Annotated in this window: 12 protein-coding genes; 5 read left to right on the top strand and 7 right to left on the bottom strand. The window is 76.4% G+C overall.

Going from position 1 to position 15,745, the window contains the following annotated elements:
* Positions 1–898: 898 nt before the first annotated feature.
* Positions 899–2,434, bottom strand: coding sequence for a glycoside hydrolase family 10 protein (locus tag ACYVGT_RS24490; RefSeq protein WP_460862761.1), 1,536 nt, complete (start codon positions 2,432–2,434; stop codon positions 899–901).
* 357 nt (positions 2,435–2,791) lie between these two features.
* On the opposite strand from ACYVGT_RS24490, the gene ACYVGT_RS24485 reads away from it, so the two are divergent.
* Positions 2,792–4,057, top strand: coding sequence for an isochorismate synthase (locus ACYVGT_RS24485; RefSeq protein ID WP_460862760.1), 1,266 nt, complete (start codon positions 2,792–2,794; stop codon positions 4,055–4,057).
* Between the two features lie 253 nt (positions 4,058–4,310).
* Here ACYVGT_RS24485 and ACYVGT_RS24480 read toward each other — a convergent pair whose 3' ends face one another.
* The 4 genes from ACYVGT_RS24480 to menB form a co-directional block, all read right to left on the bottom strand.
* Entirely contained in the window at positions 4,311–5,102 is a 792-nt protein-coding gene (locus ACYVGT_RS24480; protein ID WP_460862759.1) for a cupin domain-containing protein, read from the bottom strand.
* 150 nt (positions 5,103–5,252) lie between these two features.
* Complete coding sequence (gene menD, locus ACYVGT_RS24475; RefSeq protein ID WP_460862758.1) at positions 5,253–6,962, bottom strand: 2-succinyl-5-enolpyruvyl-6-hydroxy-3-cyclohexene-1-carboxylic-acid synthase; 1,710 nt, start codon at positions 6,960–6,962, stop codon at positions 5,253–5,255.
* A gap of 51 nt (positions 6,963–7,013) precedes the next feature.
* Positions 7,014–8,036 (bottom strand): o-succinylbenzoate synthase, encoded by a 1,023-nt coding sequence (locus ACYVGT_RS24470; protein ID WP_460862757.1) that lies wholly within the window; start codon positions 8,034–8,036, stop codon positions 7,014–7,016.
* Positions 8,037–8,258: 222 nt separating this feature from the next.
* The gene (menB, locus tag ACYVGT_RS24465; protein WP_460862756.1) at positions 8,259–9,107 is read right to left on the bottom strand and encodes a 1,4-dihydroxy-2-naphthoyl-CoA synthase; all 849 of its coding nucleotides are present in this window, start codon (positions 9,105–9,107) and stop codon (positions 8,259–8,261) included.
* A 163-nt stretch (positions 9,108–9,270) separates the two neighbouring features.
* Here menB and ACYVGT_RS24460 point away from each other — a divergent pair, with 163 nt between their 5' ends.
* The 3 genes from ACYVGT_RS24460 to ACYVGT_RS24450 all read left to right on the top strand — a co-directional run bounded on the left by ACYVGT_RS24460 (position 9,271) and on the right by ACYVGT_RS24450 (position 13,035).
* Positions 9,271–10,485, top strand: coding sequence for an AMP-binding protein (locus ACYVGT_RS24460; RefSeq protein ID WP_460862755.1), 1,215 nt, complete (start codon positions 9,271–9,273; stop codon positions 10,483–10,485).
* A 581-nt stretch (positions 10,486–11,066) separates the two neighbouring features.
* Entirely contained in the window at positions 11,067–12,371 is a 1,305-nt protein-coding gene (locus ACYVGT_RS24455; RefSeq protein WP_460862754.1) for an RNA polymerase sigma factor, read from the top strand.
* A 220-nt stretch (positions 12,372–12,591) separates the two neighbouring features.
* Positions 12,592–13,035, top strand: coding sequence for a hypothetical protein (locus ACYVGT_RS24450; protein ID WP_460862753.1), 444 nt, complete (start codon positions 12,592–12,594; stop codon positions 13,033–13,035).
* Positions 13,036–13,588: 553 nt separating this feature from the next.
* Here ACYVGT_RS24450 and ACYVGT_RS24445 read toward each other — a convergent pair.
* Both ACYVGT_RS24445 and ACYVGT_RS24440 read right to left on the bottom strand, forming a co-directional pair.
* Positions 13,589–13,969 carry a GntR family transcriptional regulator gene (locus ACYVGT_RS24445; protein WP_460862752.1) on the bottom strand — a complete coding sequence of 127 codons (381 nt, stop codon included), beginning with the start codon at positions 13,967–13,969 and terminating at the stop codon, positions 13,589–13,591.
* A 149-nt stretch (positions 13,970–14,118) separates the two neighbouring features.
* Positions 14,119–14,511 (bottom strand): hypothetical protein, encoded by a 393-nt coding sequence (locus ACYVGT_RS24440; protein WP_460862777.1) that lies wholly within the window; start codon positions 14,509–14,511, stop codon positions 14,119–14,121.
* A gap of 161 nt (positions 14,512–14,672) precedes the next feature.
* On the opposite strand from ACYVGT_RS24440, the gene ACYVGT_RS24435 reads away from it, so the two are divergent.
* Positions 14,673–15,338, top strand: a complete 666-nt coding sequence (locus tag ACYVGT_RS24435; RefSeq protein ID WP_460862751.1) for a TetR/AcrR family transcriptional regulator — start codon at positions 14,673–14,675, stop codon at positions 15,336–15,338.
* The last annotated feature ends 407 nt before the right edge of the window (positions 15,339–15,745 follow it).

The raw sequence follows: 15,745 nt of genomic DNA, 5'->3' as shown, positions 1-15,745 counted from the left end.
CACGCGCAGTAGCAGGGCCGGCCCGGGTCTCCGGGCCGGCCCTGCTGCTGCGCGGCCGTCGGTGCAGGGGACCGGCCCGCGCACGGGACCGGACTCCCCGGGTCGGCCCAGCAGGCCCAGCAGGACGTCCGGCCGGACGCGGCGGCCCCGGCGGCTCCCCTGCGAGTCCCCTCCTGCCGCGTCCCGGAGGGTCCGGCCCCTTCGGCGGGCCTGCGGTGCCAGATCACGGGTGCACGCGCGAGCGGCGGACACCGGGAAGGACGCCCGCCGCGTTGCGGGCCGCGAAGCCCACCCTCCTGGCGGCCGGGCGGTGGGCGGTTCCGCGCGCGGAGTCACCGGTGCAGGGGCCCTGGACCCGGCCCTGGCCGCCCGGAGCCTTCCGGGCAGGCCCCCGGCACCTGAGGGGGCGGTTCCGCGCGCGTCAGAGGGGGCAGGGCTGGGCGGCCGGGCAGGTGCGCGCCTCGGTGGAGACCGAGAGCCCTGCGCGCTGGGCCGCCACCCGCCGAGACCGCTCCCGCGCTTTCAGCGGCAGAGCATCCGCAGGGGCGGGCCTCTCCGGCGGCGAGCGGGGCCCGGAGGCGCCGCGCCCCCTCCTGCACCTCCTCCGCCGCACCCCGCCAGCCGTCTCCGGATCCAGGGGCTCGGACCGGTCCGGGCCGGCTCTCCCCGACTGCCGGAACACCGGCGGGGCGCCCGTGCTCCGGCCCGCGCCGTACCGCCAGCCGCCGCCAAGCGCCGTCTGCGCGGCGGCGCGGCGGCGCGGAGAGCGCCTCTCCCTCCCCGGCGAGGGATCAGGCCCGCGGCGTCGGCCGCCCGGGGGTGCCGGATACGGAGAAGGGGACCCGCAACCCTCGCAGCGGGTCCCCCGTCGGCCGACGCTCCGTCCTTCGGACCCGCGTCAGCCCTCTGCGGAGCCGACTCGGGCGCCGTCGGCCGGGGCTCCCTCGGTGCGGTACCGGTCGAGCGCCGTCACCTGGTACGTCGCGGCGTCGTCGCCGGCCCCGCCGTCGGTGAACGACGGCTGCTCGCCGGGTCCGGCGATGCCCACCAGGTTGTCGCTGCCGCCCAGGGCGCACTCGTCGCCGCGCTGGTCGTCGGGCACGCGGTAGACCGCATAGGAGCGGGCTCCGTCGACCGGGTCCCAGGTCAGCTCGGCACCGTCCCCGGTGCGCTCGGCCTCCAGCCCCTGGACCGCATCCGGGTGGCCCTCGCCGCCGTCGGCCTGCGGCGGCAGCGCGGGGGTGCCGTAGTGGTCCTCGGCGAGCTGCCGGACCGCGGCGTTGTCGTCGAGGATGTCGCTGAGGCCGTAGTAGATGTCGCCTTCGACGGCCTCGTGTTCGGCGTTGAAGTCGAGCTGCCGGGAGAGGGCGTCGTCGCCGTCCCAGACGCCGCCCTCGCCGACCCGGTAGGCGGCCTGGCCGACGTACAGGTCCACGCCGCTGCCGTCAACGGCGTCGGCCCACCACGGGAGGAGCTCCTCGTAGTCGGCGTTGCTCAGCCCGCGCTCCCAGTACAGCTGCGGCGCCAGATAGTCGACGGTGCCGCTCTCCACCCAGGAGAGGGTGTCGGCGTACTGCGCCGAGTAGGACTCCAGGCCCTGCGTGTCGGAGCCGGCCGGGTCGTTCTCGGCGTTGCGGTAGATGCCGAACGGGCTGATCCCGAAGCGCACCCACGGCTTGGTGTCCTGGATGCGGCCGTGCACGTCAGCCACGAGCGCGTCGACGTTGGCGCGCCGCCAGTCCTCGCGGTCCTCGCCGCCTCCGTGCGCCGCGAAGGAGGCGTCGTCGTCGAACTCCCCGGCACCCTCGGAGGGGTAGGGGTAGAAGAAGTCGTCGAAGTGGACTCCGTCGATGTCGTAGCGGTCGACGACGTCGAGGACGACGTCGGAGACCCACTCCTGCACCTCGGGGTTGCCCGGGTCGAGCCAGCCCTCCTCGGCGTACTCCACGAGCCACTCCGGGTTGCGCACCGCGGGGTGGTCGTCGGTGAGGCCCGCGAGGTCGGGCTCCTTGTGGCCGACCCGGTAGGGGTTGAACCAGGCGTGCAGCTCCAGGCCGCGCGCCTGGGCCTCCTCCACCGCGAACTGCAGCGGGTCGTAGCCCGGGTCGCCGCCCTGCTCGCCGGTGAGGTAGCGCGCCCACGGCTCCTTGTCGGACTCATACATCGCGTCGGCCGTGGAGCGCACCTGCAGGAACACGGTGTTGAGGCCGAGGTCGCGGACCTGGTCCAGCTGGTCGCGCAGCTCCGCCTGCTGCTCTTCGGCGCTCAGGTCGTCCGCGGAGGGCCAGTCCAGGTTGCGGACGGTCGTCGCCCAGGCGCCGCGCATCTCGCGCTTGGCGTGGTCGGCGCCCTGCTCGCATTCGGCCGGGATCGGCGGGGCGTCCGCGGCGGCCTCGTCTCTGCCGTCCGGCGCGGCCGTGCAGCCGGACGCCAAGAGAACGGAAACGAGCCCCGCCCGTACCGTCAATCTCGTCCCCACCCTGCCCCCTGTCCGTCGGTGTTCGGTCCGCGGAACACCATAGTCGGGCAAAGTGCGGAATGGGCCGGGATCTTCGGCGAGGACGGTCACACGGAACACTCGCAAAGATCACATTCCAATATCGATTCGAGTGGAAATTTTCACGGGCGGCGGTGAAACAGCGGCAGGGGCGGCACTCCCGGGGCCGTAGCCGCCCGGCGGAGCGGCTCCGGCGGCCCCGCCCGCACGGCGCACGCCGGCGCAGGGCGGACTCCGGCGCCACCTGCGGCGGTGTGGCGCCCCAGGGCCCGCGTCCCTCTAGACTGATATGCCGTGAACGTCGCCCCTGCGTCCCCGCCCGTCCCGCTCGCCGTGCGCACCGTCGAACTGCGCGACGGCCGCGACCTGCTCGCCCACCTGCCCGCCGACGCGCCGCTGGCGTGGCTGCGGGACGGCGAGGGCATCGTCGGCTGGGGCGCCGCCGCCCGGATCAGCGCCGACGGCCCCGACCGGTTCGCGAGCGCCGCCGATCAGCTGTCCGCCCTGTTCGGTGCCGCAGAGGTGGACGACGCGGTGGGCCTGCCCGGCACCGGCCCGGTCGCCTTCGGCTCCTTCACCTTCGACGCGCGTTCGGCGGGGTCGTTCCTCGTGGTGCCCAGCGTCGCCGTCGGACGCAGCGGCGGGCGCACCTGGCTGACGACGGCCGGACCGGTCGGGACGGGCGGCCACCCGCCTGCTCTGTCGGCGCCGCGCACGCCGCCGCGCCCGGTCGGGCCGCTCACCTGGAGCTCCGGCGGGCTGGACGCCGACGCGTGGTCCGGCGCCGTCGCCGCCGCGGTGCAGCGGATCCGCAGCGGTGAACTCGACAAGGCCGTCCTCGCCCGGGACCTGGTGGCCGACGCCGAGCGCGCCATCGATCCGCGCACACTGCTGGACCGGCTGGTGCGGGCCCAGTCCGACTGCCACGTGTTCAGCGTGGGCGGGCTGATCGGTGCCACCCCGGAGCTGCTGCTGCGCCGGGACGGCGACCGGGTGGAGTCGCTGGTGCTCGCCGGGACACGGCCCCGCGGCAGCAGCCCCGCCGAGGACGCCCGGCTGGGCGCGGAGCTGCTCGCCTCCGGCAAGGACCAGGAGGAGCACGCCTACGCGATCGAGTCGCTGCGCGCCACGCTGGGCCCGCTGGCCGCCCGCATCGACGCGCCGGAGGAGCCGGAACTGCTGCGGCTGGCCACGCTTCAGCACCTGGCGTCACCGGTGGCGGCGCAGCTGCGGCAGGGCGTGTCCACGCTGGACGCGGTGGCTGCCCTGCACCCGACGGCCGCGGTGGGCGGCACCCCGACCCCGGCCGCCGTGGAACTCATCCACGAGATCGAGGGCATGGACCGGGGCTGCTACGCGGGCCCGGTGGGCTGGGTGGACGCCGCGGGCCGCGGCGAGTGGGGCATCGCGCTGCGCTGCGCCCGCGTCGAGGGCTCCCGCGCCCGCCTGTTCGCGGGCTGCGGCGTCGTCGGCGACTCCGACCCGGCCGCCGAGGTGGCCGAGTCCGACGCCAAGTTCGGCCCGATGCGCGCCGCCCTGACCGACCCCGCCGGCCGGTGAGCCGCAGGCCTCCGGGGGTCACCCGGGGCCCGCGGCCGCGGAGCCGACCGCTCCGCTTCCGCAGCAGCCGCCCCCCGCGGGACCTGCCGACGGGCGCAGCCGTCCGATAGTCCGCCGCGCCCTGCAAGCGCACGCCCGGTCCGCAGCCGGCCGATCGGCGGCGTGCGGGACTGCGGCACGTTCCGCGCTGCTCCACCCGCGCGGCGCGGGCCGGCGGATGTCCGGCAGCGCACGGCCGCCCGCAACCGGCGGGTCAGACCGCCTCGAAGTCGGCGAAGTCGAAGCCCGGCGCGACAAAGCAGCTGACGAGGACCTCGACGTCGGATGCCGGGCGCGCGGCCTGCCAGGTGCCGGCGGGGACCAGGAACTGGACGGACTCGCCGGCGGCCAGGTCGGCGCCGAGCACGGTGGTGGCGGGAGCACCGGGCGCCGCGCCGGCGCCGCCGAGGTCGATCTGCAGCGGGCCGCCGCGGTTGAAGACCCACATCTCGTCGGAGCGGACCCGGTGCCACCGCGACTCCTCCCCCGGCCGGAGCAGGAAGTGGATGCCGGTCGCAGCGGCGCGCGGGCCCGGGTAGCCGTCCGGTTGGAACTCGGCCGCGGTGCGCCAGGTCTGCCGGAACCAGCCGCCCTCTGGGTGCGGCAGCAGGTCGAGGCGCTCAGCGGTGAGCGGCCGCTCCTCGGCGCCGGTGAACGCGCCGGAGGGGTCGCGGCGCAGGTGGAGGACGCCGGTGACGGCAGCGTGCGGCACCGGACCGTAGATGTGCGGGAAGCGGACATCCGGTGCGGCGCCGGGCGGAGGTGCGGGGTCGGCCGCCTCCCAGCGGACCTCGGCGTCCACGGAGTCGGTGTCCACGGCCAGCGCCACGAGCGGCTGCGTCGCCGGAGTCTCCCGGTAGAAGGCGTTCGCGACGGCCAGCAGCGTCTCCACATCCGGCGAGGCGTGCACGAAGCCGTCGCTGTCCAGCGAGTCCGCGGCCACCTCCCCGCGCTCCCCCGCTGCCTGCCACCGGGCCAACTCGGTCATGTGCCACACGTGAGCCATGCGCCGACGGTACCGCCCCGTTCCGACACGCGGGAGGGCCGCCCGCCTCCGCCCCCCCTACCGCCCCGGCACACCCCGCGCTGCGCTCTCCGCAGTCGAGGAGGCGGGTGCATCCGGCGACGCCGCCCGCGGCGGACGCCCTTGCGCGTCCTAGGCGGCGCCGGAGCCGTCCACGGCTTCGGCCACCAGGCGCTGGACCCGGGTCCGGAGGGCGGCGGACTCGCTGCGGACCGTGCGGACCTCGACGATGCGCAGGCCCTCGCCGAGCAGCGCCTTGGGCAGGTCGGTCGCCCATTCGACGCGGGTGTAGCCGATGTCGGCGACAGCCGCCACCTGCTCCATGGAGACCCCGTGCGGGGTGCCGAAGAGGCGCTCGAATCCGGGGTGGCCGGCCTGTTCGAGGCTGGAGAAGATGCCGCCGCCGTCGTTGTTGGCGACGACGACCGCGAGGTCGGGGCGCGGCTCCTGGGGGCCGAGGACCAGGCCGTTCTGGTCGTGCAGCACCGCGAGGTCGCCGAGCAGGGCGAACGCGGGCCCTCCTCCGTCGGCCTGGTGGGCCAGTGCCGCACCGACCGCGGTGGAGACGGTGCCGTCGATGCCGCTGGCGCCGCGGTTGCCGATGATCCGGGCGCCGCAGCGGGCCGGCATCGCCGCGTCCAGGTCGCGCACCGGCATGCTGGAGCCGGCGAACAGCAGCGACCCGGCCGGGATCAGCTGGGCGAGGTCGCGGGCCAGGCGGAGCTCGCCCAGCCCCTCTTCGGCGTCGAGCTCGGCGTCGAGGAGGGCGCGCGCCGCAGCGTCGGCCGTCCGCCAGGACGCGGCCCACGGCGTGTCCGGGTCGGCGCCGGGCGGCGGTGCGACGGCGGGCACGACCTGCGCTGCGGTGCGCACCGGGTCGGCGACGCGGCGCGGGTCACCGACGGCGATATGCGTCTTCGCTGACCGCAGGAACGCCATGAGCTGCCGGGACAGCCCCGGTCGGCCGACGGAGACGACGAGGTCCGGCGCGTGTTCGGCGGCGAAGCCACCCACCGCGAGGAGCTCGCGGTAGGTGGAGGGGGCGTCGGCGCGGCGCGCATTGGAGGTGGGTTCGGCGAGCAGCGGCCAGCCGGTGGCCGCCGAGAGCGCCAGGTAGGGCACGGCATCGTAGTCGCCGTCGCCGCACACGATGGCTCCGCGCTCCACGGCGGGAAGCACGAACGGCTCCGGCTCGGCCATCCGCGGTGCGGCGGCCATCCACGGCCGGCCGCCGGGGCGGCCGTCGAGCGGTTCCGGCCACTCCGGGGCACCGGGGCCCTCCTCGGGGACGAGCGGGTCGCGGAAGGCCAGGTTGAGGTGGACCGGGCCGGGGTCGCCGGCGCCGCCGCCGGTTCCGGTCCGCGGATCGCCGGCGCACGCCCACGCGCGGCAGGCCAGGGACCGCCAGTAGGCGTTCATCCCGGCCACCGGCTCGGGCACGCCGACCTCGGCGAAGAACCGCACGGCGCTGCCGTACAGCCGGATCTGGTCGACGGTCTGGTTGGCGCCGGTGCCGCGCAGCTCCGGCGGCCGGTCGGCGGTGAGCACGAGCAGCGGGACGCCGCTCTGGTCGGCCTCCATCACCGCCGGGTGGAAGTTGGCGGCGGCAGTGCCCGACGTGCAGACCACGGCGACCGGCCGGCGGGAGGCGCGGGCCAGGCCGAGCGCGCAGAACGCCGCGGAGCGCTCATCGATGCGGACGTGCAGCCGGACGCCGGGGTGGGCGGCGATGGCGAGGGCGAGGGGGGTGGAGCGGGATCCCGGCGCGACGACCGCTTCGGTCAGGCCGCACCGTGCCAGCTCGTCGACGAAGACGCGCGCCAGGGCGGTAGACGGGTTCATCGGTCACTGCTCTCCGGTCGTGGCGGTCGGGTGCAGGCGTGCCCGCATCCTTCAGGGTCCAACGGTTCCGCCGGTCCTACCCGTCCCGGAGGCGGCTGAGACGCCGCCCACTCCGCCGCCGGCTGCGGCGGGTCCGGCGGCCCGGGCCGCGGCCGCGCGGGCGCGCCAGGCCGCGGGATCGACCTCCACGGCGCGCAGCGCGGCGGGGTCGACCGCGGGCCGGCGGACCGGCAGCTCTCCGGCGGCCAGCAGCAGCGGGTCGCCGGCGACGTCGGACTCCAGCAGCTGGATCGTGCCGAGCCCGCAGGCGTAGGGCAGCTCCGGCAGGGCCGCTGCCAGGGCGACTCCGGCGGCGATGCCGACGGAGGTCTCCACCGCGCTGGAGACGACGGCGGGCAGGCCGCACGCCTCGGCGACGTCGAGCGCCGCCCGCACGCCGCCGAGCGGCTGGACCTTCAGCACGACGATGTCGGCGGCTCCGGCGGCGCGCACCTTCAGCGGGTCGGCGGCCTTGCGGACGGACTCGTCCGCGGCGACCGGCACGGACACCCGGCGCCGCACGGCGCCGAGCTCGTCCAGGGTCCGGCAGGGCTGCTCGACGTATTCGAGGCCGAACCGGTCCAGCGCGCGCACCATGCGCACCGCGGTATCGATGTCCCAGCCGCCGTTGGCGTCGACCCGGATCCGGCCCCGGGGGCCGAGTGCACCGCGCACCGCCTCGACCCGGGCGAGGTCCTCGGAGGGGTCCTGCCCGGCCTCGGCGACCTTGACCTTGACGGTGCTGCAGCCGCTCGCGGCGGTGATGGCGGCGGCCTGCTCCGGCCCGACGGCGGGGACGGTGGCGTTCACCGGGACGCTGTCGCGCACCGGCGCCGGCCAGCCGGTTTCGGCCGCTTCGACGCACGCCGCCCACCAGCGGGAGCACTCTTCGGGCCCGTATTCGGGGAAGGGCGAGAACTCGCCCCAGCCCGCGGAGCCGCGCACCAGCAGCCCTTCGCGGGACTGCACGCCGCGGAACCGCGTCCGCATGGGTACCGAGAACGCGCGGCCTGCACGGTCGCCGTCGTCGTCCATGGACCCCTTCCCTTCTGCGCGGCCCGGTGCCGCGCTGTAGCGCAGCGCCGCCGGTCCTGCCCGCTGCCGCGGCTGCGGGCCGGGCCCGCGGCGGTGCCCGCGGAGGAACACCGCCTCAGCGTGCGCGCCGCCCTGGAAGCGGCACTGAGCATGCGGGCCGCCTGCGCCGGCGGGTGCGGCAGACCGCGCGTGCGGCCCGCCGCCTCTGCGGTGCGCTTCCGATCAGGGGCGGCGCGGGAACCGGTCGAACTCGGGGCGGCGCTTCTCCTTGAAGGCGTCGCGGCCCTCCTGGGCCTCCTCGCTCATGTAGTAGAGCATCGTCGCGTCCCCGGCGAACTGCTGCATGCCGGCCGCGCCGTCGGAGACCGCGTTGATCGCGCCCTTGACCATGCGCAGCGCCAGCGGCGACTTCGCCAGCATCTCGCGCGCCCAGCCGACGGTCTCCTCTTCGAGGCGCTCCAGCGGAACGACGGTGTTGACCATGCCCATGTCCAGGGCCTCCTGGGCGCTGTACTGGCGGCACAGGTACCAGATCTCGCGGGCCTTCTTCAGGCCCACGGTCTCGGCGAGCAGCCAAGCGCCGTAGCCGCCGTCGAACGAGCCGACCTTGGGGCCGGTCTGCCCGAACTTCGCGTTGTCGGCGGCGATGGTCAGGTCGCAGGTGACCTGGAGCACGTTGCCGCCGCCGATCGACCAGCCGGCCACCATGCAGATGACGGGCTTGGGCAGCCGCCGGATCTGCACCTGCAGGTCGAGCACGTTGAGCCGGCCGATGCCCTGCTTGGCCACCGCGTCGTCGCCCATGTAGCCGTCGTCGCCGCGGATCTTCTGGTCGCCGCCGGAGCAGAATGCCTGGTCGCCGGCGCCGGTGAAGATGATCACGCCGACCTCGGAGTCGTCCCGCGCGTTCGCGAAGGCGTCCTGGAGCTCGAAGAGCGTCTGGGGGCGGAACGCGTTGTGCCGCTCGGGGCGGTTGATCGTGATCTTGGCGATGCCCTCGGCGGTCTCGTAGATGATGTCGGTGTAGTCACCCGACCGCTGCCACTCCACGCCACTCACGTTGCCCGTCATCTCCTCACCGAACGTCCGTCGAACACATCAACCTTAATCGTCCTGCGCGGTCTTCCTGCACGCCGGACTCTGCCGGCCGCGCCGGGCCCGTCCGCGCCGCGGACGGGGCGTCTTCGGCGGGTGCGGTCCCGGCAGGTCCGTGCCGGCGGATAGCCTGGCGGCCGTGCAGGACCGACAACTCCAGGCCGTGCTGGGCCTGGCCCCCGCTGAACTGACCGACCTCCTCGGCGCCGCCCTGGACGGCACCGGCCCCGCGCTGCTTCCGCTGGACCCGTCGCTGCCCGAGCCGCGGCGGCGCGCACTGCTGTCGGCGCTGCGCCCGTCGTCCCTGCGCACCCCGGACGGCACCGAAGAGCTCGCCGGCGGGGCACCGGTCCCCGGGGAGACCGCGCTCGTGATCGCCACCTCCGGCTCCACCGGCACCCCCAAGGGCGCGATGCTGCCGGCGTCGGCGCTCCTGGCCTCGGCCCGTGCCTCGCGGGAGCGGATCGGCGCCCAGGACGGCGACGCCTGGCTGTGCACCCTGCCCACCGCGCACATCTCCGGCCTGCAGGTGGTGCTGCGCGCCCTGGTCGGCGGCTCGGCGCCGGCCGCCGTCCCGTTCGACCCCGAGGCGGTCGCCGCAGCGGGGCGCAGGCACCGGCCGCACGTGTCGCTGGTCCCGACCCAGCTGCGCCGGCTGCTCGACGCCGGCGCCGACCTGTCGTCGTTCCGCTCGGTGCTGCTCGGCGGTGCGGCCGCCGACCCGCCGCTGCTCGCCGCCGCCGCGCGGGCCGGCGCGAACGTCGTCACCACCTACGGCATGAGCGAGACCTGCGGCGGCTGCGTCTACAGCGGCGTGCCGCTGGACGGCGTGCAGGCGGCCCTCGAAGCCGACGGCCGCGTGCGGCTGTCCGGACCGGTCGTGTTCAGCGGATACCGCGGCGCACCGGAGGCGACCGCGGAGAGCCTGGTCCGCGACGCCGCCGGGCGGCCCTGGTTCCGCACCGGGGACCTGGGCACCCTCGGCGAGGACGGCCGGCTGGCGATCCGCGGGCGGATCGACGACGTCGTCAACACCGGCGGGCACAAGGTCGTCGCCGGCGAGGTGGCCGCGGCGCTGACCGCGCTGGACGCGGTGGCCGACGCGGCCGTGGTGGGCCGCCCCGACCGCGAGTGGGGCGAGCGCGTCACCGCGGTGGTCGTTCCGGCCGACCCGTCGTCCCCGCCGACGCTGGCCGAGCTGCGCGCCGCCGTTGCCGAGCGGCTCCCCCGCTATGCCGCACCGCACACCCTGGAGCTGCGGGAGCGGCTGCCGCTGCTGGCCTCGGGCAAGCACGACCTGGCTGCACTGCGCGACGGCGGGGCGGCCGGCCCGGTCCCGGCGCCCGCCGGCTGAAGCGGCGGCGCGCACCCGGCCCGCGCCGCTGCGCTGGCCCTTCGCCCCTGCCCTCCCGGCCCGGCTGGATCGGCGCCGGCGCCGATCTGGCCGGAGGGAGGCCGGACGCACCGATTCCGTCGGCGCCGCGCCGCGGAGGCGGTGCAGCTCGTCGGCGCACCGCACCTCCGGCCGCGCGATTGACGGCGCGCTCCACGGGCAGCATGATCGTGGGCGGCCCGCACCGCGGCCGGTGCCCGGCCGGCGCCAGGCGGCGGCGTGCTGTGCGGCCGCCGCGTCCGCCGCCCCGCGGCCGCGCGGGAGCCGGCGCAGCGGCCCGGGCGCAGGCAGGGGGCTTTCTCCGGACACGGTGGAACTTCTGCGGCGCCGCGGACGTCTACCTACACGACCCCGACGCCCGCCCGTACCCGCCGTCGGCGACCGGCGGGGCCGTAGGCGCAGGTGATCTAGCGCACGACCGGCGATACGCAATCGAGACCGGGAACATTTGACTCTCTGACACGTTGGACATAGTGGCGCGCCGAGTCGGCGGTTCCATACCGCCGTGCGCCACACGTCTTGGAAGGGAGGGAGGTGCCTTCATGACGCGCACTGCCCTGGCAACTTCTCCCACGCTGGCGGAGACCCACGACGGCAGCAGCGAGGTCGCGTCCGCGGCTCTGAACGAGCTGATCACCCGGGGGCGCTCCCAGGGACACCTGTCCCTCGCGGAGCTGCGGAGTGCATTCTCCGACGCGGGCATCAGCCCTGCCGACGGTCGGTCCATCCTGCGCGAGCTCACCGACGCGGGCGTCCGGCTGGCCAACGGCGACGACTCCGCGGGGGTGGAGTCGGTCGACGCCGACACCGAGGACGAGGCCCTCGAGGAGGTACTGGACACCGCTCCGGCCACCGCCGCTCCGGCACGCGGCAAGGGCGGCCGCGCCGAGGTCGAGGCCGACCTCGACGACCAGTCCCCCGCGATGGGCGACTCGGTCCACACCTACCTGAAGGCCATCGGGCGCCGCCAGCTGCTCACCGCCGAGCAGGAGGTCGACCTGTCCAAGCGCATCGAGGCCGGGCTGTACGCCGAGTACCGGCTGGGCCTGCTGCCCGAGGCGCCGGACCCCGGCCCGCTCAGCGACGAGGAGCGGGCGGACCTGGAGTGGGTGGCCGACGACGGCCGCCAGGCCAAGCAGCACATGCTGGAGGCCAACCTCCGCCTGGTGGTCTCGGTGGCCAAGAAGTACAGCGACCGCGGCATGTCGCTGCTCGACGTGGTCCAGGAGGGCAACCTCGGCCTGATCCGGGCCGTCGAGAAGTTCGACTACGCCAAGGGCTACAAGTTCTCCACCTACGCGATGTGGTGGATCCGCCAGGCGATCCAGCGGGGCTTCGCCGACTCGGCCCGGACCATCCGGCTGCCGGTGCACGTCCTGGAGCTGCTGAGCAAGGTCAGCCGGCTCGAACGGGAGATGCACCAGACGCTGGGCCGCGAGCCCACGCCGGACGAGCTGGCGCACGAGCTGGACAAGACCCCGGCCCAGATCGAGGAGCTGCTGCGGGTCACCCGCCAGCCGATCAGCCTGGACTCCACCATCGGCGAGGACGGCGAGACCCGGATCGGCGACCTGATCGAGGACATCGACGCCTCGGAGGCGTCCGAGGTGGTGGACCGCCAGCTGATGGCCGACCAGCTCCGCCGGGCACTGGACGACCTGGAGCCGCGCGAGGCGACCATCATGTCGCTGCGCTTCGGCCTGATGGACGGCCGCCCCCGCACGCTGGACGAGATCGGCAAGCACATGGGGCTCACCCGTGAGCGGATCCGGCAGCTGGAGAAGCAGTCGCTGTCGAAGCTGCGGCACCCCAGCCGCGCCCGGCAGCTGCTCGACTTCGCCAGCTGACCGCAGCGCACCGGCCCCGCTCCCGCCCCGGGAGCGGGGCCGCCGCTGTCTCGGGCCCCGCACCCCGCACGGCCGTGCCCCGGCGGCGCGGTCCGGTGCGGGGCCCGTACGGCCGCGGTCGGGGTAGGGCCCGGACCCCGCATCGGGGGCGCCCCTGAGGAGTCCCCCGACTGCCGCGCCGGGGCTATCCGGCGGGCGCCCCCGCGCGCATACTGGCCGCATGACTGAAACGCCCGCCGCTGCTTCCCCCGCTCCGACCGGTCCCGAGGCCGGTGCTGCGCCCGCCGCCCCCGCACCGGGCCGGCCCGTCTCCGCGGGCCTGTCGGCCGAGGAGATCGCCGCGTCCCTGCGCACCGGCCGCGATCTCGGCCCCGCTTACGACGACGCCGTCGCGGCCTCCCTGGTGGACCGGATCGGTGCCGAGATCGACGCCCGGGTCGACGCCCGGATGGCACGGCAGAACGTCCCCGCCGCGGACCCGGCCGCAGACAACGACCTGCAGTGGAAGAGCCCGCGGCTGATGATGGGCTTCATGACGATGATCTTCGCCATCCCGCTGGGCGCCATCGGCGGCTCCTACCTGGGGCCGGCCGGCGTCATCGCCGCCTGGGCCGGCCTCATCGCCATCTTCCTGATCGCCGTCGTCGGCCAGGGCCGCCGCTGAGCCTTCCCCGGCCCGCCCTGCCGCGTGTACGCGGCGCACCCGGAGTCGCCCTGCGCGGGCCGCCGGCCCGCGCGGCGCAGGCGCGGCACCGGACCGGGGCCCTGTTCTTCGCCGCCCGCGCCACCCTCTCGACTGCCGCGCGGCCGCTCGGGCGCAACAGGGCAGCGGGCCCTGAGCCGTTCTGCGGCCTCTCCGCCGCCGGCCGCGGTGGGCTGTCGCCCCCGCCCGCCCGCCCGGAGGCCCCGGGCGGGCGGGGGCGGGCTGCGGAGAGGGCCGCGGCCCCAGGCCTGTCCCAGCCCCAGCCGTACCGCGCCGTTCACCTGCAGACATCCGCCCCCCGGCCGCCGGCCAGGCTCCGCCGCTGTCGCGACCGCCGCCGATGCCGCCCATGCCGCCCGTGCGCATCCGGCCCTCAGCTGCCCGGCGGACCCGCGGGGGGCCGGGCAGGCAGGGCGGCCGATCTGCAGAGCACCGGAGGCAGGCCGGAATGCTCCGGGCCCGTCCCCGGGCTCCGGGCCGGCCTGGCGGAGCGCCGCGGCCGAGGGCCGGGCCCTCAGCGGGCGGCGAGCAGGGCGGCGGCGACGATGTCGAGCGCCTCTTTGCCGGGGAGGCCGAGGCGGGAGACGGTCTCGGCGTAGACGCGGGCGGCTTCGACGGCTTCGGCGCGCTGGTCGTCGCCGCCGGCGGCGACGAAGGTTCCGGACCGGCCGCGGGTCTCCAGCACGCCGGCCTGCTCCAGTTCGCGGTAGGCGCGGGCCACGGTGTTCACCGCGACCGACAGGTGCTCGGCCAGCGCCCGCACGGTGGGCAGCCGGTACCCGACGGGGATCTCGCCGTCGGCGGCGGCGTTCGCCACCGACGAGCGGATCTGCTCGTAGGGGGGCACCTTGGATTCGGGGTCGATGCGGATGAAGTCCGGGCCGTCGCTCGCCACTGCCGTCCTCGGTGCTGATCGGTGCCGCAGGGGGCGCCGCAGGCGGGGGGCGAGGCCGTCGGCGCCGGGGGCCGGACGGCCCCCGGTTCCGATCGTCTCACGAGTGGCGCCGCGCCACCCATCGGCGGCCGCCGGCACCACCCCGGCGCTCAGACTCCGGCCGGACTCCGCGGGACCCGGGCGACGCCGTGCAGGCGGTGCCGCTCCCGCTCGGTGAGCAGCCGCTCGGCGAGTTCGGTGGCCTCGCGGACGTCCGGGCGGGCGAGCCGCTTGCGGCGGCGGATCCGGTCGGTGTAGCCGCGCGCCCCGACCAGGACGCGCTCGCGCGCGTAGGCCGCGCGCAGCGCGCGGGTGAGTGCGTCGTCGAGGGCGGTGCCGGCCGCGCGGAGCTCTTCGGCGGACGCGCGGGAGCGCTGGGCCGCGTCCAGCAGCGCGCGGGCCTCCGCCACCTCGCCCAGCAGCGCGGGAAGCTCGCCGGCGCTGCGCTCGTCCTCCTCGCGGCGGCGCTGCGCCTCGCCGCCCTTGCCGCCCATCAGTCCCATGTCCACTCGCCTTCACCGTCGGGGGTCGCGTCGCTCCAACCCTAGTGTGCTGCGGGTCACCGCGTCAGCCGCGCCCCGGCCCAGCGGCGCGCGGGCGGGCCGGCGCCGTGCCGCGGAGTCGGCGCGCGCGGGGCCGGCCGGTTCCTCTAGGGTGATCCGGCGTGAGCCGTAACAACGCCGGTCTGTCCACCGACCGCATCATCGACGAAGCGCTGCGCATCATCGACGGCCAGGGGTTGCGCCGCCTGACCATGCGCCGCCTGGGCGACGCGCTGGAGGTGGAGGCGATGGCCGTCTACCACCACTTCCCCCTCGGCAAGGAGCAGCTCTTCGACGCGATCGCGGCGGCGCTGGTCGACCTCGACCGGGCCGAACGCGCCGACGCGCCGCTACCCGGCGACGACGCTGGCGCCGAGAGCGCGGACGGAGACGAGGAGGACACCCGGCCGCCCGGCGAGCGGCTGCGCGACTGGGCGCACCGCTACCGCGCGGCGCTGCTGCGCCACTCCGGCGCGCTGCAGCTCCTCATCAACCGCCGCCCGGACACCGAGCCGGCCCGGCGCTCCGCCGAACTGGTCCACGCCGCATTCGCTGAGGCCGGCCTGACCGGGCCGGCGCTGACGGCGGCCGCGGCCGCCCTCGACTCCTATGTGACCGGGGCTGCCATCCGGCAGGTCCGCGCCTCCGGGCTCCCCGCGCCGGCCCCCGCCGCCCTGGACGGCCGCTTCCCCACCCTGTCCGCCCTGCCGGACACTCCCGAAGACCACGACCGCCTCTTCGCCGAGGGCCTCGACGCCCTCCTGGCCGGCCTCGCCGACCCCCGCTGACGGCGCCGGCCCGGGGCGGCTCCTGACATCCGCCGCTGGTGGCTTCCCGGCACCCGCCTCCCGCGGTTTCCCTGCGCGATCACCGTCGCGGCCCCCGTCGGCTCCACCCGGGCCAGGCTGCACCGGCCGGTACCGGAGGAACGCGGAACCGCGGCGGGCAGACGGGGCCAGCGCGCGATCAGCCCGGCCGCTGCGCGCACTCACGGGAGGCCCGGCGGACCCCGACCCTGCCGGTCAGGGCAGGACGCGCGCGAAGATCCCTCCAATCACCGATCGGAGCGGCGTGCCGCGGCCGTCTCGGGTGTGGTGCGGCACGGCGGCCGGGCCGGCACGTCCCGGGTGCGGTCGATCGCGCCGGGCGCGCCCGCTGCGGGCCGCGGCGGCGCACGCCGGCCCAGCGCCGCGGC

It is taken from the genome of Nocardiopsis coralliicola, assembly GCF_054779695.1.
Note: the sequence above shows the minus strand (reverse complement) of the source record. Positions and strands in the feature narration are given on the sequence as shown.